This is a genomic window from Xanthomonas sp. NCPPB 4037 (assembly GCF_041475695.2).
GTDB lineage: Bacteria > Pseudomonadota > Gammaproteobacteria > Xanthomonadales > Xanthomonadaceae > Xanthomonas > Xanthomonas campestris.
Genome location: NZ_CM191261.1, coordinates 4,499,720 through 4,518,632, shown reverse-complemented (window position 1 = coordinate 4,518,632; position 18,913 = coordinate 4,499,720). Strand labels below are relative to the sequence as shown.

Here is an 18,913-nt window from a genome sequence, read left to right as displayed (position 1 = left end):
TTTTCTCGATCCCCAACCTCTTTCCCCTCAGGATGATCCGATGCGCACAGTTGTAGAGCGCGAGTTCGCCAGTTTCGACGGTGCGCCCCTGTTTTATCGGCACTGGCCGGTGCAGGCCGCTGCCGACGCCGCGACGCCGCCCAAGGCCGTGGTGTTGCTGCACCGTGGGCACGAGCATTCCGGGCGGGTGATGCACTTGGCCGAAGAATTGCAGCTGCCGGACGCGCAGTTCTTTGCCTGGGATGCGCGCGGCAACGGGCGCTCGCCCGGCGCGCGCGGCGACGCGCCCGGGTTCGATGCGCTAGTGCGCGACCTGGACAGCTTCATTGCGCACATCGGTGCCACCCACAGCATCGCGGTGCAGGACATCGTGGTGATCGCGCAGAGCGTGGGCGCGGTGGTGGCATCCACCTGGGTGCACGATTACGCGCCGCCGCTGCGCGCGCTGGTGCTGGCCTCGCCGGCGTTCAAGGTCAAGTTGTATGTGCCGTTTGCACGCGCGGGGCTGGCGCTGATGCAGGCGCTGCGCGGCAACTTCTTCGTCAACAGCTACGTCAAGCCGCAGTGGCTGACGCATGATCCGGCGCGCGTGGACAGCTACCGCACCGATCCACTGATCACCCGGCCGATTTCGGTGCGTGTGCTGCTGGGGCTGTACGCGGCGGCCGACCGCGTGGTGGCCGATGCGCAGGCGATCACCGTGCCGACGCAGCTGCTGGTCTCCGGCGCGGATTTCGTGGTGCATCGCGGCCCGCAGGACCGCTTCTATGAGAACCTGCGCTCGCCGATCAAGCAACGGCATTTTCTGCCCGGGTTCTTCCACGACACCTTGGGCGAGCGCGACCGTGCGGTGGCGATTACGCAGATCCGTCAGTTCGTCAGCGAGCGCTTTGCGCAGCCACCGGTGCGCGCGGACCTGCGCGATGCGCATCGTGTGGGTCCGAGTTTCGAAGAAGCCGAACGCCTCGCCTGGCCGCCGCAACGCAACAGCCTGCAAGACCTGCGCTGGCGCGGTGTGCGTGCGGGCCTGCGGCTGGGTGGCACGTTGTCCGAAGGCATCGCGCTGGGCCTGCAAACCGGTTTCGATTCCGGCAGCACGCTGGATTACATCTATCGCAACCAGGCGCGTGGGCGCGGCCCGCTCGGCCGCATGATCGACCGCAATTACCTCAACGCCATCGGCTGGCGCGGCATCCGCATCCGTGGCGCGCATCTGGGCGAATTGCTGCGCGCAACCGCCACCCGCCTGCGCCAGGCCGGGCAACCGGTGCGCGTGCTGGACATCGCTGCCGGGCATGGCCGCTACGTGCTGGAAGCGCTGGGCAGCGGCGCGCAACGTGCCGATGCGATCGTGCTGCGCGACTTCAGCCCGCTCAACGTCACCCAGGGCGCGGCGTTGATCCAGGCGCTGGGCGCCGGCGACATCGCCCGCTTCGAGCAGGGCGATGCGTTCGATCCGGTCTCGGTGGGCGCGGTGGACCCGGCGCCCACGCTGGCGGTGGTGTCGGGCCTGTACGAACTGTTTGCCGACAACGACCAGGTGGCGCGCTCGCTCGCTGGCGTGGCCGCGGCGGTGCCGCCCGGTGGCTATCTGCTCTACACCGGGCAGCCCTGGCATCCGCAGCTGGAATTCATTGCGCGCGCACTCACCAGCCACCGCGATGGCGTGGCCTGGGTGATGCGCCGGCGCAGCCAGCAGGAGATGGACGGCCTGGTGGAAGCGGCCGGGTTTCGCAAGGTGGACCAGCGCATCGATGCGTTCGGCATCTTCACCGTGTCGCTGGCGCAGCGGATCAACGCATGAATGCAGGCGCGCGCCCGTTCGCTCGCGCCGCGCTGTGGCTGGCGGTGCTGGGGCCGTTCTTCTTCCTCAGCTACGGGCTGGCCAATACTTTGGCCGGGCGCGCGGCCAGCGTGCCGTCGGTGGTGTTCGGCTGGGAACACGGCATGCCGTTCTGGCCGTGGACCATCGTGCCGTACTGGTCCATCGATGTGTTCTACGCGGTGTCGTTTTTTACCTGCCGCACGCGGCGGCAGCTGGATACGCATGCATTGCGCCTGTTCACCGCACAGCTGCTGTGCGTGAGCTGTTTCCTGCTGTGGCCGTTGCGCTACAGCTTCGTGCGGCCAGACACCGAGGGCGTGTTCGGGTGGTTGTTCGCGGTGCTGCTGGGCTTCGATAAGCCGTACAACCAGGCGCCATCGCTGCACATCGTGCTGCTGGTGGTGCTGTGGGTGCGCTACGGCGCGCAGCTGCAGGGTGTGTGGCGTTGGCTGCTGCATGGGTGGTTCGCGCTGATCGGCATCTCGGTACTCACCACCTACCAGCATCATTTCATCGATGTGCCCACCGGGCTGGCGGCCGGGTGGCTATGCGTGTGGCTGTGGCCCGAGCGCATCGCAGCACCGTGGACCGATGCACGCCTCGCGCGCGACCCGCGACGCTGGCGGCTGGCGGCGCTGTATCTGGGTGGCGCAGGGGTGACGGCTGGCCTGGCGCTGTGGCTGGGCGGTGCAGCGCTGTGGCTGCTGTGGATGAGTGGCGCGCTGCTGCTGGTGGCGCTCAATTACGCACTGCTGGGACCGGGCGGGTTTCAAAAGCGCAGCGATGGGCAACTGAGCCTGGCCGCGCGCTGGTTGTATGCCCCCTATCTGCTGGCAGCCTGGTGCAACTCGCGGCTGTGGACGCGGCGCGCGCCGTTGCCGCGCGCGGTGTGCGACGACGTGTGGTTGGGGCGGATTCCGTTGCCGGCGCAGCGCGCGGCATTCGCGGTGGTGGTGGATGTCAGTGCGGAACTGTCGTTGCGCCATGCGCATGCGAACGACCGCATCATTCCGATGCTGGATCTGGTGGCGCCGGCGCCCGCCAGCCTGCGTGCTGCCGCGCAGGCGATCGAGGCCGCGCGCGCGCATGGGCCGGTGTTGGTGTGCTGCGCGCTGGGCTATTCGCGCAGTGCAGCCAGCGTGGTGACGTGGCTGGTGCTCAGCCAGCGCGCGGCCAGCGTGAGCGAGGCCATGGCCTGCGTGCGCGCGGCGCGCCCGTCGATCGTGCTGGGGCCTCATCACCAGGCGGCGATTGCCGCTGCGTGTGCCAATGATGCTGCGGCCGATGCGCTTATCGCGCAGGTGCCGGCATGACCGCGGTGATGACGCTGGCCAGCATGCGCGCGCTGTTGCGCCAGGGCGCGGCAATCGACCGCTGCGCGTTGCTGCTGCTGGCTGCTGCGGTGTTGTTGCTGGGCATCACTGATGCACCAACGGTTGCGCAAGTTGCCTATGCGCTGAGCGCGTTGGCCGGCCTCGCGCAGCGCTATTGGGCGTTTCGGGTGGGCCTGGACGCCGACCTGCTCGACGCGGTGCTCGGCCAGCTGGAACTCGGTCATGCCGATGACACTCAAGCCGGCCAGCAACTCGACCAGGCCTTGCAAGACATCGGGCTGCTGCGCCATGCACCGCCTGTACGTGATTGGGCCGCGCGTTGGCGCGGCATGCGCGGCCTGCTGCGCACGCAACTGCTGTGCGCCGCGTTGCAGGTGCTGGCGTTGGCGATCGGCCTGCTGGCCAAGGGTGTGCTGTGACTACCTCGCCCACAGTGCCACTGCAGGCCACACCTGAGCAGCACGCGTTATGGCTGCGGCTGCAGGCGTATGCCTTCGGCCCCGATGCGGATGCCTTGCCTGCCTTCGAGCGCCGCGTCGCCCAGCAGGCGCACTGCAGCGTGGCGGTGGCGCAGCAATTGGTAGAGGAATACCGGCGCTTCTGTTTTCTGGCCTGCACCAGCACCGCGCAGGCCACGCCCAGCCCCTTGGTCGATCAGGTCTGGCACACCCACCTCACCGACACCCGCGAGTACTGGGACAGCTTTTGCCCGCTGGTGTTGCAGACCACGCTGCATCATCAACCCGGCCGCGGCAGCGCCGCCGAGGATGCGCGCTTCCAGCAGCAATACCGCGCCACGCTGGAGCGGTATGAGCTGCAGTTTGGCGCGCCGCCGGCACTGCTGTGGCCGGCCCCGCGGCTGGCTCCCACAGCCGTGCCGGCGGCGCACGATGACGCGTCCGAGGCCGCGTTACGTGCGCTGCGCGGCGAGCCAGCGCCGCCGTCGGTCAGGCGACTCCCGCGCGCGGTCATCGGGTGGGCGCTTGCCGCGGCGGTCGCCGCCTGGCTGGCCTACTCGGCCAATGGCGGCATACCGCAGCCGTTGCAGTGGCGCGGGGTCCACTTCCTGCCGTTTTTCATCACGCTGATCGGGCTGGGCTGGTCCACGGCGGCATGGTTGCGGCGGGCGTTGCGTGGTGGCCGCGCACGCGTGGTCGATGTCGTCGATGCCAGCGAATTCGCTTACCTGAGCGGTGGCGCCGATCGCGTTGCCGATCTGTTGTTCACCGAGTTGCTGGTGCGCAACGCGGTTTACCTGGACCGCGATGAGGATGCACAGGCACGGCGATGGGTGCGATGGCAGCCGCGCATTGCGGTGCCGCCTGCACTGGAACCGGCGCTGCAGGCGCTGCGCAGTGCCGAAGATCCCACCGTGGCCTGGCAGGCCCTGCGCGGGCTTACCGGGCCGGTCAGGCAGCAGCTGATCGACAAGGGCCTGTGGCTTGCGCCTGGCGCTGCGCGCGGGGTGCGCGTTGTCAGCACCCTACCCGTGGCAGTGGTGTGGGTGCTGGGCGCATGCAAGCTGGTGATTGGCGTGCAGGGCGGGTATCCGGTGGGGTACCTGCTCGGCTGCATGGTGCTGACCAGCGTGCTGGTCCTGGGCTTTTTGCTGGTGCCAGTGCGGCGCACCCTGGCCGGTGATGCGCGTCTGCAGGCGCGCCGCCAGGCAGTGCGCCGCGATGCTGCGCGGACCGGCGCCGATCCGGGCGAGGCCGTGGCGCTGTACGGCACAGTGGCGTTGGTCGGCACACCCTGGGCCAGTTACCACGAGATCCGCGCACCGAACACGCATCACCACGACAGCACGGGGAGCAGCTGCGGCGGTGGCGGTGACGGCGGCGATGCAGGAGGCGACAGCGGCGGCGATGGTGGCGGCGGCTGTGGTGGATGTGGCGGAGGAGGCGACTGATGGCACACGAGACCACCGGCCTGCGTGCGCGGCAACGGCAGCTGGCACGCGCGTTGCGCGGACGCGGCGCTACACCCAATGGCGTGTCGTGGGTGGGCATCGCCTTCGCGGCGCTGGCCGGGCTGATGTTCTACATCGCCTTGAGCGCGCCGGCGCGCGAAGGTGCCGCGCCGCTGCTGCTGGCCTTGCTCGGGCTGCAGGGGCGGCTGTGGTGCAACCGCCTGGATGGCGTGCTGGCGCGACAGGCGCGGCTGGTGTCGCGCGCCGGTGAGGTCTACAACGACGCACCGGATCGCCTGTCGGATGTGCTGGTGTGCATCGGCCTGGGCTACGGGCTGCAGGCCAGCGTGCCGTGGGCCGCGCAACTGGGCTGGGCCGCGGCATTGTGCTGCGTGGCCACCGCTTACGTGCGCATGCTCGGGCTGGCCTGTGGCACCGCCGAGCCGCGGCAGGGGCCAATGAGCCGCGTGCAGCGCATGCACTGGTTGTCGTTGATGACCGTGCTGGCACTGCCGCTGCAATGGATGGGCCAGCCGCGTGCGGCGGCGTGGGTGTTGATTGGCGCACTGGCGGTGTTGATCGCCGGTGCGGTGCTGACGGTGGTGTTGCGGCTGCGCATGATCGTGCGCGCATTGGAGTGGACATGATTGCCCGTTTGATCGCGCGTGCCTGCAGTGGCGCCATCCGCACCCTCACCGGTGCCCGCGCGTTGTGGCGCGGCTGCGCGCCGTCCAACGAACGCCGCGTGTACTACGGCAACCACGCCAGCCACGGCGACTTCGTGCTGATCTGGTCCTCGCTGTCGGCCAGCCTGCGGCATGAAGTCCGCCCGGTGGCCGCGGCCGATTACTGGCAACGCACCGCGCTGCGCCGCTACCTGATCCATGCGGTGTTCAACGGCGTGCTGATCGAACGCGATGCGGCGCGCCGCACCCGCGACCCGATCGAATGCCTGTGCGATGCGGTGGACGCCGGCGATTCGCTGATCCTGTTTCCCGAAGGCACGCGCAATCCCGACGAGGGCGTGTTGCCGTTCAAGAGTGGGCTGTACCACCTGGCGCGGCAACGCCCGGAACTGGAGTTCGTGCCGGTGTGGATCGACAACCTCAAGCGCGTGATGCCCAAGGGCAAATGGCTGCCGTTGCCGCTGCTATGCACCACCACCTTCGGTGCGCCATTACGGCTGGAAGCCGACGAAGACAAGCAGGCATTTCTGGCACGTGCGCGTGAGGCGCTGCTGGCGTTGTCGCCGGATCAGCTGGAGGCGCGCGCATGAATCCGTATGCGTTCAGTGGGCAGCTGCAGCAGTCCTCAATGCACCAGCAGACGCTATGGTTGTTCAGCGGCATTGCGCTGGTGCTGGTGGTGGCCACGCTGATTTCCGAAGCCTTGCGTTGGCGCGCACGCGCGCAGCCCAGCGCAGTGCTCGACAACCTGGTGGCCCGCATCCGTGCCTGGTGGGTGATGGCCGGCGTGGTGGGCATTGCGTTCGTGTTCGGGCGCGCCGGGGTGATCGGGCTGTTTGCGCTGGTGTCGTTGTTTGCGCTGCGCGAGTTCATCACCCTCACGCCCACCCGGCGCGGCGATTACTACGCGCTGCTGGCGGCGTTCTACATCGTGTTGCCCTGGCAGTACGGGCTGGTGTGGACCGGCTGGTATGGCATGTACACGTTGCTGATCCCGGTCTATGCGTTCTTGGTGCTGCCGATCCTGGCCACCATCGGCGGCGACACCACGCGTTATCTCGAGCGCACAGCCAAGGTGCAGTGGGGCTTGATGATCTGCGTGTTCTGCATCTCGCACGTGCCGGCACTGCTGAATCTGGAGATCCCCGGCTATGCCGGGCGCAATCTGCTGTTGATCGCCTTCCTGGTGATCGTGGTGCAGTCCTCGGATGTGTTGCAGTACGTGTGGGGCAAACTGGCCGGCCGGCATCTGATTGCACCGAAGCTGTCGCCGTCCAAGACCGTGGAAGGCTTCATCGGTGGCGTGCTCTCGGCCAGCCTGCTCGGCATGGCGCTGTGGTGGATCACCCCGTTCGCGCCGTGGCACGCGTTCGGGCTGGCGTTGGTGGCCAATCTGATGGGCTTCTTCGGCGGGCTGGTGATGTCGGCGATCAAGCGCGATCGCGGCATCAAGGATTGGGGCCACATGATCGAAGGCCACGGCGGCGTGCTCGATCGACTGGATTCGGTGTGTTTCGCCGCGCCGGTGTTCTTCCACCTGATTCGCTACGGCTGGGCGTAGCGGTGTGCCGCAGCGCGCCGTCGGCAAGCAGTGACAGCGGCTAAACCGTCAGACGTCGCATGTGCCCCAGTCGTTGCGCCATCATGGTGCAAACCAAGCGATGTTTCATCGCACAGGGGACGCACACACAGCGCAACACCGCCGTTGCGATTCCCGATTCCCCACTCCCGATCCCCAAACCTACGTCAGCCCATACTCTTTGAGCTTCTTGCGCAGCGTGGCGCGGTGAATGCCCAGCATGGCCGCGGCGCGGCTCTGATTGCCTTCGCAATGGTTGAGCACTTCGACGAACAACGGGATTTCCATCTCGCGCAGCACGATTTCATACACGTCGTCGGCATCGCTGCCATCCAGATCGCGCAAATAGCGGCGCACGGACTGCGCCACGTGTTCGCGCAGCGGCGACTTCGGGGCGCCACGACTGCTGTCAGGACGAGAGGGGGTTGCGTTCAAAGGAGGTTCCCAGTGTCACGAAGCCGGGACGCGTGGCCGGCGAGGGGGAGTGAGTCTAGCGCGTGACCTCACCGCTCGCCACGCCCATGTGGGTGGCGGTCAGGTCGCGTCCGCTCAACGGAAATCAAAACTGAAGGCAGCCGTGCTCGCGGCCGGTTCGCGCACGCGAAACGCCACCTGCACCGCTTGGCCGGGCGCCAGCGTGTCTTGCGCGGCGGGCGCCTGGCCCAGGTAATCCTGCGGGCTAAACACCCGCGTGCCGATCACCCGGCCGTCGGCATCGGACAGTGATAGCTGCAGCCACGGCCAGGCCTGTGCCCAGCGTGCATCGTTGCGGAAGCTGGCCTGGATCTGCAGCACGCCCTGGTAGGCGGGCAGCGGGCGCACGTCGCGCGTCAGCAGCGTTAGCGTGGCCGGGTCGCGCCACGGCGGCAGCGCGCAGCGTGCCACTGCGCAGGCCGCGCTGACCAGCGGCCGCCAGCGCGCATCGCCGGCCAGGCGCGCGCGGTCGGCAAGGACGATCTGCAGGCCCAGCAGCAGTACCAAGCCGACCAGCACCGCCCATTGCCAGCCGCTGGCGCGCAGCCGCGGCCGAACGAGGCCGCGGCGGGCGAAGGCGGGTTCCAGCGTGGGTGCCGGGGTTGGGGAGGGGGATGGCGACGTTGGTGTGGATGCCGGTGCCGGTGCCGACGTGGACGTGGACGTAGGCGTGGTTGCGGTAACGTCCGGATCTGCTTCCAGCTCGGCCTCGGCCGCTGCATCTGCCTCTGCTTCCGGGGCCGGGGCAGCTTGGGGAGCAGCGGGGGCAGGCTGGCCGTCTTGATTCGCCGGGGGGGACGCCTGCGGCGTTTGCGTGACCGTGGCGCCCGGCGCGCTCGCAGCGGACTGCGCTGCAATTGCAGGTTGGTCGGGGGCGTTGGTTGCGCGCGCTGCTGCGGCCGGAGCTAACGGAGCTGCAGACGTTGCTGCAGCTGCCGGAGCGATCGCCGCCGCTGCAGGGTGCCGGCCGTCGTCTGCACTGCGGCCCATGGCCGGGTCCGTAGTCTGCGCAGACGAATGCGCCGGCACCGGTGCAGGTGGCGTGGCAGGCAATGGCAGTGGCGACGCAGACAGCGGCGCGTCTCGCCGTGCGGGTGCAATCAGGGTGTCAGGCGCACGTGCAGCGGCGTCTGGCGGGGCGGCCTCCGGGCTGCGCGGTGGCGCTGGCAACGGACGTGCCGGCGCCGGAACAGGCGCGGCCAGCGGCGCTGCCACCGGCGCGGACTCGGGGGCAGGCACTGCGGTGTCGGCCGGCGCGGTCGAAGGCGCGGGCGGGGTCGGGACCAGCGGCGGGGCGGCCGGGGCCGCACGCAGGAACGTGGCAAGCGGGCGGCGCGGAGGCGGAGTCTCGGACATCGGCAGGCGTGCAGCGGGAAGACCCCTATTCAACCACGCGCGCGCCGCATGGCGAACCCGCTGCCGCGGTCAGTGACCGCCGCACCCACCTGTTGCGTGCGGCGCCACGGCGTAGTGCTCAGGGACGTGCCCCCCCATGCCGCAGGCGTCTTCAGAAAGGCCGACGTTTTCTCGCGAGCACTGTTTCCAGCGAACACTGCCCTGCGATGGAAATGGATTAGGCGGCGCCGCCGCGCCGCACAGGCTCAGGCGACTGGCCCGCGGAGCAGAACAAGACTCGGCGTGTGCTCCAGTGCCGCAGGCGTGGCTTGCGTTCGGTCAGGAGCAGATCGAGAGCGGGCCGGTGCGCTGGCGCGGGGCCAGCGCGTCAAAGCGCGACACCAGCGCTGCTGCTCATCAGATGGCGCTATTGCGCAGGTCCTTCGGCAATCGAAAACACCAGCGATTGCGACCACGCGCCCGCTGCGGCCGGGCCTCAGCGCCGCCGACGCGGCTTGCCTTCGGCCAGCAGCAGATCGAGCAAACCGGTGCGCTGGCGCGGGGCCAATGCGTCGAAGCGCGACAGCAGCACGCGCTGCTGCTCGTCCAGGTGGCGGTATTGGGCGGGTTCTTCGGCAATCGAGGACACCGGCGGGCCGAACACGCGCTCGCCGCGGCCGGTGGCCAGATATTCGAACGTCATGCCGCTGCGCTTGGCCAGGCCGATCAGGTTGTCCACCGACGGTGCGGTGCCTTCGGCCATCTCCCATTGCGCCACCGCGCTGCGGGTCACGCCCAGTTCGCCGGCCAGGGCTTCCTGGGTCAGCTTGGTCAAGCTGCGGGCCTCGCGTACACGCTCGTATAGCTTGCTCACACGGACACCGGTGGCGGGAACGGGCCGGGAGATATAGCGCCAGCGACGCAATCAAATAGTTCGTATGACTTTCATATCGGCAGATGTTTGCGATACTGGCGTTCGCTGGGTGGTCACGACATCACAGCGAACTCAAGGAGGAGCCGTCATGTGCAAACGTCTGTGGGGCCGGCGCGCGGCGCCGCGTCCAAAACCTGTGCCGCCCACGCCCTGGCCGGCCTATTCGCCGCTGGATCCAGCGGTGGCGCGCTTTGCGGGGGCGGCCCGTTACCTGGTCTGGCGCCGCGACCAGGACTGGACCGCGGTGATCGACGGGCTGCACTGGGGGCCGGCGCTGGCGCCCCGATGGTGGGCATGGCGACATCGCCATTGGCGGCTGCTGGCCGCCGGCCTAGGCGTGCTGGGCAGTGCGAGTGGGCTGTGGCTCGCCGGTGCGTTCGCCGGCGGCTGGTTGCTGGCGTGGGCGGCGCTGGGTCTGGTCGAGCTGGGCATGCGCGCGTCTGCGGTGCGGCAGGCCAGCCGCTGGCGGTGCGCGGCCCTGCAGCGTGCTGGCTGGCAGCCGGTGACCCAGCTGCGCGCCATCAGCGTCGAGGATGCCGTCACCACCGCGCGGATCCGCAGCGGTGAACTCCGGCCGGAGTAAGTCAGTGGCGGCGAACGCCGTCGATGCGTACCCATTCCGCGTCGTATTCGCAGTGCAGATGCTCGAACCAGGGCGTGTAGCGTTGCACCAGGTCCTGCTCCTGGCCCTGCATGATGCCCGACAGCGCAATGCGTCCGCCGGGCGCCACGCGCGCGGCCAGGGTCTCGGCCAGCGCGTCCAGTGCGGTGGCCAGGATATTGGCCAGCACCACCGGGTAGGTCTGCACGGGTTCGTCCTGCGGCAGGTACACCTGCATCTGCGTTTCCATCGCATTGCGCTCGGCATTTTCGGCCGTGGCCAGCAACGCCTGTGGGTCGTAATCCACGCCCACCGCGTTGGCCGCACCGAGCTTGAGCGCGGCCAGGGCCAGGATGCCGGAGCCGCAACCGAAATCCAGCACGCTGCGGCCCTGCAACTGGCCCTCGCCGGCCAGCGCATCCAGCCAGCGCAGGCACAGCGCGGTGGTCTGGTGGGTGCCCGAGCCGAACGCCAGGCCCGGGTCCAGCCGCACCACCGCCGCATCGGGCGTGTTGGCCTCTTCGGGCAGGTCCTGATTCCACGGCACGATGAAAGTGCGCGCGCCAAAGCGCATCGGCTTGAACTGGTCGATCCAGGCCCGTTCCCAGGCGCTGTCTTCCACGCTGCGAAACGTCGCATGGCGCGTGTCCAGGCTCGGGTCGAAGGCTTCCAGCGCGGCCAGCAGCATCAGCGGGTCGCTGTCGCCGTCGAACAGCGCGGTGAGCGCTGTCTCCTCCCACACCCGCACCTCACCCACGCCCGGCTCAAGAATGGCGCGCTCGTTGATGGTGCCGGCGTGGGCATCGAGCATGGTCACGGCCAAGGCGCCCACATCCTCCAGCGCGTTCTCGAAACGGGGCTGGGTGGCGCGGGTGCAGGGCAGGGTCAATTCAAGGAACGGCATCGGGACGGTCGCGGCGGTAAAACGTGCATCGTAGACGATTCGCGCGCCGCGCCCTGCGCGTCGCGCGGCAGCACGCCCCATCGCCTGCGCTGGGAACGCGTTGTCTGCGGCTGCACGTGTTTGCTGGAGGGAAGGAGAACGGCAGCCTTCTGCGTGTGTGGCCCGCTTCGCACCGATCATGTGGATGGAACGAATCACCAAATCCCAAATCCCAGATCCCAGATCCCCGACTCCCGACTCCCGACTCCCGACTCCCGACTCCCAATTCCCAATTCCCAATTCCCAATTCCCAATTCCCAATTCCCACAAAAGCGCTAGCGCCCGCTTCAACGCCGACCCGCAGCAGCGCCGGTGATAGACTCCGCGCCGTCGCTGCGGGACGTTCCCGCGCCAGGCCTGTTGCCGTCCATGCCGCTCGTTCGTGCCCGCCATCTCTGGCTGTTGCTCGCTCCCGCCGCGCTTGCGGCGGCGTGGTGGCAGGCGCGTCCGCAGACAGCGGGCATCTCGCCCGCGGCCGTCGTGGAGACTGCGGCTGCGCACGTCGCACCCACAGCCGGCAAACCGCACGCGGTGCCCGAGCGCAGCGCTGCGTTGCAGCTGGCGCGCGGCACCGCAGGCGAGCCGCCGCAGGACCTCTACCGCTATGCGCAGCAGCTGCAGCAACAAGTGCGCGCCGGTGACGCACAGGCCGGTTGGCGCCTGAGCCGGGTCTACGACTACTGCGCTCCTTATGCGATGAGCCCGGCTGGCTACGCGGCCGACAGTGCCTGGATCGCCACCCAACCCGCGCCCGGCGTGGCCGCCATGCACGCCGCACGCGAACGTGTGGCGCAGCGCTGCGCCGGCTTCGCGCCCAGCGATGGGCTGAGCCCGCGCGTGGTGGCCCAGCAACGTCAGGCCGCCGCGCGTGCCGGCAGCCTCGCTGCGGAAGCGGCCATGCTTGCGTTGGGCGAACCCTTGCAGACCACGCCCGGCTACAAGCGCGCGCTAGTGCAGCGCGTGCTGGCCTCGCGCGACCCGGAAGCGTATCTGGCGCTGGCGCCGGCGATGGGCGCGCGCGCCAGTGGCGATGACAGCCTGGACGGTTATGTGGCGGGCGATCAGTTCGCCGAGCTGGCCTGGCAGGTAGCCGCCTGCAGGCTGGGTCTGGATTGCAGCGCGCAAAGCACGCTGGTCACCAGTTATTGCGCCAACGCGGGCATCTGCTCGCGCGATAGCGCACAGGATTTCGTGTCGTTCGTATTCGATGCCGCGGTGCCGCGGCAGGGAGCAGACAAGGTGGATGAGATGGTCGATACACTCGTAACGCGGTCGGAGACACAGTCATGAACTATCGTCGGTTGGCGCACGGCGCCAAGTTCTGGTTCTGGGTGGCACTGTTCGTGGCGTATTCGGCCGCAGCGGTGGGCATCGTGATGATCGACACCGCCGATCACCGCTACCAGCCGCTGTCGGTCAAGCGCATCACTGTCGGTGCCGACGCGCAGCTGCGCCAGCACGGCGCCAGCCAGGTGGCCGCGGTGTATCGCGCCAGCAGCGGCATGCCGTTCGCCTCGCTGCCGGCCGGCGCCACGTTCCAGGTGGTCTGGCCGGATGGCTCCACCGAAACCATGACCGTGGTCGACCCATCCTCGCCCAGCGGCGCGGTGCCGGTGCCGGGCAGCCAGCAACCGGCAGCAAAGCGCCGTTGAGTGCTGCTTGTGCAGTGCGCGATTGCGCGTGCGAGCGGCCAATGGTCGCGCACGCGATGCGCTCCACACGTCGAAGGCGGTCACGCAGTTCGGCGCGCAGGCGTGACGCGCAGATCGTTCGCCACGCAGTACTGACGCATGGTCGCGCACGCGATGCGCTCCATGCGATGAAGCCGGTCACACCGTTCGGCGCGCAGACGTGACGCGTAAGTCGTTCGCCAGATAACACGCCGGCGCAATGCCGCGGCCCCGCAGTTTGAACACCACGCTCCCGGCGCACACGTAGACACGAAAAGGCGGGTTTCCCCGCCTTTTTCTTGGCCAGCGCTACTGCGATCAGACCAGCGCGATCGACTTGTTCTTGCGCTCGGCCAGGCGCTTTTCCAGGTAGTGGATGTTCTGCCCACCGGCCTGGAAGCCCTTGTCGCGCATGATGCGCTGCTGCAGCGGGATGTTGGTCTTGATGCCGTCCACCACCATCTCGCTCAGCGCCACGCGCATGCGCGCGATCGCGGTCTCGCGGTCCGGCCCGTGCACGATCAGCTTGCCGATCATCGAGTCGTAGTTCGGCGGCACCTTGTAGCCGGCATAGATGTGCGTATCCACGCGCACGCCCGGGCCACCCGGCGGATGGAACGCGGTGATCAGGCCCGGGTTGGGCATGAAGGTTTCCGGGTCTTCGGCATTGATGCGGCATTCGATCGCATGCCCGCGCAGCACGATGTCGCTCTGCTTGATGCTGAGCTTGTGGCCGGCAGCGATACGCAGCTGCTCGCACACCAGGTCGATGCCGGTGATGCGCTCGGTCACCGGGTGTTCCACCTGGATACGCGTGTTCATTTCGATGAAGTAGAACCGGCCGCCTTCGAACAGGAATTCGAAGGTGCCCGCGCCGCGGTAACCGATGCGGATGCACGCATCCACGCAGACCTTGCCGATCTCAGCGCGCAGTTCTTCGGTGATGCCCGGTGCCGGCGCTTCTTCCACCACTTTCTGGTGACGGCGCTGCATCGAACAATCGCGCTCGCCCAGATGGATGGCGTTGCCCTGGCCATCGGCGAGCACCTGGATTTCCACATGGCGTGGGTTCTCCAGGAACTTCTCCATGTAGACCTGATCGTTGCTGAAAGCGGCCTTGGCTTCGGACTTGGTGGTTTCGATCGCCGCCTTCAGCGCGGCCTCCGAATGCACCACGCGCATGCCGCGTCCACCGCCGCCACCGGCGGCCTTGATGATCACCGGGTAGCCGATTTCGCGCGCGATCTTGGTGTTGGCCACGATCTCATCGCCCAGCGGGCCGCCCGAGCCGGGCACGCACGGCACGCCGGCGGCCTTCATCGCGCGGATCGCCTCGACCTTGTCGCCCATCAGGCGGATGGTGTCGGCCTTGGGGCCGATGAAGATGAAGCCGGATTCTTCCACCCGCTCGGCAAAATCGGCGTTTTCCGAGAGAAACCCGTAGCCGGGGTGGATGGCCTGCGCGTCGGTGACCTCGGCCGCGGCGATCAGCGCCGGGATGTTGAGGTAACTGTCGCTGGACGCGGCCGGGCCGATACACACCGACTCGTCGGCCATGGCCACGTGCTTGAGGTTACGGTCGACCGTGGAGTGCACCGCGACCGTGCGGATGCCGAGCGTGTGGCACGCGCGCAGGATGCGCAGCGCGATTTCACCTCGGTTGGCAATGACGACTTTATCGAGCATGGGATTGGGGATTCGAGATTGGGGATTCGTAGAGGGCGCCGGGCTCGCGGAGATGTCGCGACTCGTCCAGCGTGCGGATCAATGCGTTGAGCCTGGCAAACGTACGATTCAAGAGATCGAGAATTGCCGCATCGGGTGAAACGAACTGCAGCCGCGTTGCGGTCTGCAGTTGCGTGTCCAGCTCTGCCAACGAGCCGCGCGCCATCGATAGATAACGCAGGTACTCGGCAGTGGAGCGCCGTGCAGCTCCTTCGGCGATATTGGAAGGAACGCTGATCGCCGCGCGCCGCATCTGCGCCGTCAGTCCAAAGCGTTCGGAATCGGGAAAGTCGTGGCTCAGGCGGTAGATCGCTTCGACAAGCGACATCGCATCGCGCCATACCGTCAGGCGCTCGTGCGGCCGCTCTTGCGAATCCCGAATCACGACTCTCCAATCTCCGCTGCTCAGCCAATCACAAACAGCGGCTGATCGAACTCCACCGGCTGGCCGGTGTCGCTGAGGACGGCGACGATGGTGCCGGAGATGTCGGCTTCGATCGGGTTGAACATCTTCATCGCTTCGATGATCGCCAGCGTCTCGCCGGCCTTGACCTGCTGGCCCACGGTGACGAAGGCCGGCTTGTCGGGCGAGGGCGAGGTGTAGAACGTGCCGACCATCGGCGCGCGCAGCACGTGGCCTTCCGGCAAGGCGGCGCCCTGCTTGGCGCCACCGGTGGAGGCTTCGGTGGGCGACTGCATCGGCATGGTGGCCGCCGGTGCGGGCGCGGTGGGGGCCGGCGCGTACTGCTGCATCGGGGCGCTCATCACCTGGGTGCCCTTGGGCACGCGGGCCAGACGCACGCTTTCTTCGCCTTCCTTGATCTCGATTTCGGCGAGATTGGATTCTTCGAGCAGGTCGATCAGTTTCTTGATTTTGCGGAGATCCATAAGGGCCTCTTGAGGTGAATCGGTGGAGAGTGCCGGCGGGTGTCGGCGGAATGGGGTGGGGTTTGGCGCGAAGTGCGCGTCAGCTGTCGCGCTCCAGGCGCGCGATCACCGCTTCCAGCGCCAGCCGGTAGCTGTCGGCGCCGAAGCCGCAGATCACGCCGGCGGCCTTGTCGCTCAGATAGCTGTGGTGCCGGAACGGCTCACGGGTGTGCGGGTTGGACAGATGGATTTCCACGAACGGCAGGCCCACACCCAGCAGCGCATCGCGCAGCGACACCGAGGTGTGGGTGAAGGCGGCCGGGTTGATCAGGATGAAGGCGGTGCCGTCTTCGCGCGCGGCGTGGATGCGCTCCACCAGCACGTGCTCGGCATTGGACTGCAGGCAGTCCAGCGTGTGCCCGGCCGCCTGCGCACGGTCCACCAGCGCCGCATCGATCTGCGCCAGCGTGGTGCGCCCGTAGACCTCCGGCTCGCGGGTGCCGAGCAGGTTGAGGTTGGGGCCGTGCAACAGCAGCAGGTGGGCCATGACATCCGGAAGAGCGGAAAGGCCGGAAGTCTGCGCGATGCAGGCGATGCTGTCCAGATGGGCGAAGTTATCGATGTTTTAAACAATCGTTTGATTCTTGCGCCGCCCCCGCGCCAGGCGTGGATTGGCGGGCTGTGTGCGGCTCAGCATAGTTGGTGGGAGACTGGCCACCATAGATGGTGGCCAGTCTTTACCTAGGACCAACTCCAAGGGTCTCGAAGGCGCCGGGCGCCTAAGAACCTGTTCACGATCTTCTGAGTAATAGTGCCAAGAAGGCCAAATGGATGAACTGCAGGCTGGTGTTGAGTTTGCGCTCGCAGTTCTTCCATAGCCTTCGGTTCTTCTCCAGCCAAGCAAAACTACGCTCGACGATCCATCGCTTGGGCATGACCTTGAAGGTGTGCAGTTCGCTGCGCTTGGCAATCTGCACCGTGAGCTGCTCGCCTAAAATCTCTCGCACGCCGTCGGCAAACCGTACTCCGGTGTAACCGCTGTCGCACAGGAAGCTTTGTACATGCGTCAAGTTTGACTGGCAGCGCTCCAACGCCTGCAGCGCACCTTTGCGATCGGTCACCTCCGCCGTCGTCACCGCGATTGCATGGGGCAATCCCTGAGTATCAACAGCGATATGCCGCTTGATGCCCGACACCTTCTTGCCCGCGTCATATCCCTTTTGCCCCGCTGTGTCCGTGTTCTTTACGCTCTGCGCGTCCACGATCAAGAACCTGGTGCAGGCGTTGCGCTCCTGTCTGGCGCGGGCCACGCCAACCTGATTTTTTAAGTGCCTGCTCCAGCAGGCTCACTCCCTCATCGTCGCACTCGCTCCACTTGGCAAAGTACGAGTGCACGGTCCGCCACTTCGGAAAGTCGCTGGGGAGCGCTCGCCATTGGCAACCGGTTCGCAGTACGTACAACACTGCGCACCACACCTCATACACATCCACACGGCGTGGCTTGGTGCGCTTACGCGCTTGTTCCAGGATCGGCAGGACGTGTTCGAAATGCTCCCGGCTCATGTCACTCGGATAGGTCTTTTGGCGCATCCGCATAGTCTGCACTGATCAGGAAAGATCGTGAACAGGTTCTAAGTCAGAGCACCCTGTGAGCGACGTCCCCCCGCTCTGAGTAGCGGCCGGGTTTAGAGTCCGGGGTTGATGATATCGGTGTTGGCCAGCTGTTGGGCATACGCAGATGGCGTCATGCCGCCAATGGCCTTCTTGGGTCGCTCCTCGTTGTATTCGCGTCGCCAGCGTTCGATCTCGGTACGCGCATGCAGCAGGGTTGGGAACCAGTGCTCGTTGAGGCATTCGTCGCGCAGTCGGCCGTTGAAGGATTCGACGTAGGCGTTCTGGTTCGGTTTGCCTGGCTGGATGAGCCGTAGTTGCACATCACGGGCATGCGCCCAGGCGACCATCGCCTTACCGCAAAACTCCTTGCCATTGTCAGTGCGGATCACCTTCGGCAAACCGCGACTGTGCGCCAGTCGGTCCAGCACGCGCGCAACGCCGTGGCCCGAGATCGCGCGCTCCACGTCGATGGCGACCGCTTCGTGGGTTGCATCGTCCACGATCACCAGACACTTGATCACCCGCCCTTCGGCAGTGCGGTCGAACACAAAGTCCATCGACCACACCTGGTTGGCCTGCGATGGCCGCAGCAGCGGCTGACGCTCGCCTATTGGCACTTTTTTGCGCTTGCGCCGTCGGACCTGTAGCTGCTGTTCGCGGTACAACCGCTCCACGCGTTTGTAGTTCACGATGCGTCCTTCTTGCCGCAATTTGAGATAGATCATCCCCACGCCATAGCGACGATGGCGATGCGCCAGCGCAACAATGCGCTCGCGCAGTTCGCCATTGCGGTCTTCGCGCGGGCAATAGCGCAGCGCACTGGCGCTCATGCCGATCGCTGCCAAGGCACGACGCTCGCTGGCACCGCGCCCGATCCACTCGCGCACCAGCGTACGACGCGCCGGTGCGCTTACCACTTTTTTCGCAGCGCATCCTTGATCAGGTCGTTCTCGAACAGCTGCTCGGCCAGCAACTTCTTCAGCCGCGCGTTCTCGGACTCGAGGTCCTTGAGCCGCTTGGCATCGGGCACGCTCATCCCACCGAACTTGCTGCGCCACAGGTAGTACGAGGCCTCGCTGAAGCCATGCCGCCGGCACAGGTCCTTGATGGCGACGCCGCTTTCGGCTTCGCGCAGGAAGCCGATGATCTGTTCTTCGGAAAAACGCTTCTTCACGTCCAATCTCCTCGGGGTAGGGAATTGGACTCCAAACTGAGGCACTACTCAAAATTGGGGGGACGTCGGAGTCGCCCAAGGTGCTGTAGACAGTCCCCAGCGTCGCTGGGCCTGCTATCGGCCAGACGGGGGCATGCTTCGTTCAAAGCCGGCCTTGAGCGCCAAATCGCGAAAGACTCGTGCGGGCATCTTTTCAATGTGGATCGGTTACCAAATGGTACGGCGGGCTTGCAGTCAAAGACC

Annotated in this window: 20 protein-coding genes; 10 read left to right on the top strand and 10 right to left on the bottom strand. The window is 67.1% G+C overall.

Going from position 1 to position 18,913, the window contains the following annotated elements; translation table 11 throughout:
- The first annotated feature begins 40 nt into the window (after positions 1 to 40).
- Genes ACCQ01_RS19815 through ACCQ01_RS19785 form a run of 7 tightly spaced genes read left to right on the top strand, consistent with a single transcriptional unit; the run spans position 41 to position 7,315 of the window.
- Positions 41 to 1,804, top strand: coding sequence for a bifunctional alpha/beta hydrolase/class I SAM-dependent methyltransferase (locus ACCQ01_RS19815; RefSeq protein ID WP_228434260.1), 1,764 nt, complete (start codon positions 41 to 43; stop codon positions 1,802 to 1,804).
- Positions 1,801 to 3,138 (top strand): phosphatase PAP2/dual specificity phosphatase family protein, encoded by a 1,338-nt coding sequence (locus tag ACCQ01_RS19810; protein WP_228434259.1) that lies wholly within the window; start codon positions 1,801 to 1,803, stop codon positions 3,136 to 3,138. Before ACCQ01_RS19815 ends, ACCQ01_RS19810 begins: the two co-directional genes overlap by 4 nt.
- Complete coding sequence (locus ACCQ01_RS19805; protein ID WP_228434258.1) at positions 3,135 to 3,578, top strand: hypothetical protein; 444 nt, start codon at positions 3,135 to 3,137, stop codon at positions 3,576 to 3,578. The genes ACCQ01_RS19810 and ACCQ01_RS19805 overlap by 4 nt, the downstream gene beginning before the upstream one ends.
- Positions 3,575 to 5,068 carry a TIGR04222 domain-containing membrane protein gene (locus ACCQ01_RS19800; RefSeq protein WP_228434257.1) on the top strand — a complete coding sequence of 498 codons (1,494 nt, stop codon included), beginning with the start codon at positions 3,575 to 3,577 and terminating at the stop codon, positions 5,066 to 5,068. The genes ACCQ01_RS19805 and ACCQ01_RS19800 overlap by 4 nt, the downstream gene beginning before the upstream one ends.
- Positions 5,068 to 5,715, top strand: a complete 648-nt coding sequence (locus ACCQ01_RS19795) for a CDP-alcohol phosphatidyltransferase family protein (RefSeq protein ID WP_019237209.1) — start codon at positions 5,068 to 5,070, stop codon at positions 5,713 to 5,715. Before ACCQ01_RS19800 ends, ACCQ01_RS19795 begins: the two co-directional genes overlap by 1 nt.
- On the top strand, positions 5,712 to 6,344 hold the full coding sequence (locus ACCQ01_RS19790; protein ID WP_228434256.1) for a lysophospholipid acyltransferase family protein: 633 nt from the start codon (positions 5,712 to 5,714) through the stop codon (positions 6,342 to 6,344). The genes ACCQ01_RS19795 and ACCQ01_RS19790 overlap by 4 nt, the downstream gene beginning before the upstream one ends.
- On the top strand, positions 6,341 to 7,315 hold the full coding sequence (locus ACCQ01_RS19785; RefSeq protein WP_161962068.1) for a phosphatidate cytidylyltransferase: 975 nt from the start codon (positions 6,341 to 6,343) through the stop codon (positions 7,313 to 7,315). Before ACCQ01_RS19790 ends, ACCQ01_RS19785 begins: the two co-directional genes overlap by 4 nt.
- Positions 7,316 to 7,495: 180 nt before the next feature.
- Here ACCQ01_RS19785 and fis read toward each other — a convergent pair whose 3' ends face one another.
- The 3 genes from fis to ACCQ01_RS19770 all read right to left on the bottom strand — a co-directional run bounded on the left by fis (position 7,496) and on the right by ACCQ01_RS19770 (position 10,016).
- Complete coding sequence (gene fis, locus ACCQ01_RS19780; protein ID WP_228434255.1) at positions 7,496 to 7,768, bottom strand: DNA-binding transcriptional regulator Fis; 273 nt, start codon at positions 7,766 to 7,768, stop codon at positions 7,496 to 7,498.
- 114 nt (positions 7,769 to 7,882) lie between these two features.
- Positions 7,883 to 9,163: a DUF3426 domain-containing protein gene (locus ACCQ01_RS19775; RefSeq protein ID WP_228434254.1), complete on the bottom strand. Its 1,281-nt coding sequence runs from the start codon at positions 9,161 to 9,163 to the stop codon at positions 7,883 to 7,885.
- Between the two features lie 475 nt (positions 9,164 to 9,638).
- A complete protein-coding gene (locus tag ACCQ01_RS19770; protein WP_011035759.1) occupies positions 9,639 to 10,016 on the bottom strand; it encodes a helix-turn-helix domain-containing protein in 378 nt (125 codons plus the stop codon).
- A gap of 148 nt (positions 10,017 to 10,164) precedes the next feature.
- Here ACCQ01_RS19770 and ACCQ01_RS19765 point away from each other — a divergent pair, with 148 nt between their 5' ends.
- Complete coding sequence (locus ACCQ01_RS19765; RefSeq protein ID WP_228434253.1) at positions 10,165 to 10,659, top strand: hypothetical protein; 495 nt, start codon at positions 10,165 to 10,167, stop codon at positions 10,657 to 10,659.
- A gap of 1 nt (position 10,660) precedes the next feature.
- On the opposite strand, the gene prmA is transcribed toward ACCQ01_RS19765, so the two are convergent.
- A complete protein-coding gene (prmA, locus tag ACCQ01_RS19760) occupies positions 10,661 to 11,581 on the bottom strand; it encodes a 50S ribosomal protein L11 methyltransferase (protein ID WP_228434252.1) in 921 nt (306 codons plus the stop codon).
- A gap of 408 nt (positions 11,582 to 11,989) precedes the next feature.
- Between prmA and ACCQ01_RS19755 the strand changes: the two genes are divergently transcribed.
- Positions 11,990 to 12,910 (top strand): hypothetical protein, encoded by a 921-nt coding sequence (locus ACCQ01_RS19755; RefSeq protein ID WP_228434251.1) that lies wholly within the window; start codon positions 11,990 to 11,992, stop codon positions 12,908 to 12,910.
- A complete protein-coding gene (locus tag ACCQ01_RS19750; protein WP_011035763.1) occupies positions 12,907 to 13,272 on the top strand; it encodes a hypothetical protein in 366 nt (121 codons plus the stop codon). Before ACCQ01_RS19755 ends, ACCQ01_RS19750 begins: the two co-directional genes overlap by 4 nt.
- 336 nt (positions 13,273 to 13,608) lie before the next feature.
- On the opposite strand, the gene accC is transcribed toward ACCQ01_RS19750, so the two are convergent.
- From accC to ACCQ01_RS19720, 6 genes are all read right to left on the bottom strand, one after another.
- The gene (gene accC, locus ACCQ01_RS19745; RefSeq protein WP_014509173.1) at positions 13,609 to 14,976 is read right to left on the bottom strand and encodes an acetyl-CoA carboxylase biotin carboxylase subunit; all 1,368 of its coding nucleotides are present in this window, start codon (positions 14,974 to 14,976) and stop codon (positions 13,609 to 13,611) included.
- A complete protein-coding gene (locus tag ACCQ01_RS19740; protein WP_372358828.1) occupies positions 14,966 to 15,343 on the bottom strand; it encodes a four helix bundle protein in 378 nt (125 codons plus the stop codon). Before ACCQ01_RS19740 ends, accC begins: the two co-directional genes overlap by 11 nt.
- A gap of 77 nt (positions 15,344 to 15,420) precedes the next feature.
- The gene (gene accB / locus ACCQ01_RS19735) at positions 15,421 to 15,903 is read right to left on the bottom strand and encodes an acetyl-CoA carboxylase biotin carboxyl carrier protein (RefSeq protein WP_228434249.1); all 483 of its coding nucleotides are present in this window, start codon (positions 15,901 to 15,903) and stop codon (positions 15,421 to 15,423) included.
- Positions 15,904 to 15,982: 79 nt separating this feature from the next.
- Positions 15,983 to 16,429: a type II 3-dehydroquinate dehydratase gene (aroQ, locus tag ACCQ01_RS19730; protein WP_011035767.1), complete on the bottom strand. Its 447-nt coding sequence runs from the start codon at positions 16,427 to 16,429 to the stop codon at positions 15,983 to 15,985.
- 244 nt (positions 16,430 to 16,673) lie between these two features.
- Positions 16,674 to 17,472, bottom strand: a protein-coding gene (locus ACCQ01_RS19725) for an IS5 family transposase (RefSeq protein WP_372358827.1) whose coding sequence is annotated in 2 segments (ribosomal slippage) — positions 16,674 to 17,202 and positions 17,201 to 17,472 — 801 coding nt in all. Because the reading frame shifts where the segments join, the coding sequence is not laid out codon by codon here.
- 95 nt (positions 17,473 to 17,567) lie between these two features.
- Positions 17,568 to 18,670 (bottom strand): IS3 family transposase gene (locus ACCQ01_RS19720; RefSeq protein ID WP_372358826.1). Its coding sequence is split into 2 segments (ribosomal slippage): positions 17,568 to 18,412 and positions 18,412 to 18,670, totalling 1,104 coding nucleotides; the frame shifts between segments, so codons are not numbered across the junction.
- Positions 18,671 to 18,913 lie beyond the last annotated feature (243 nt).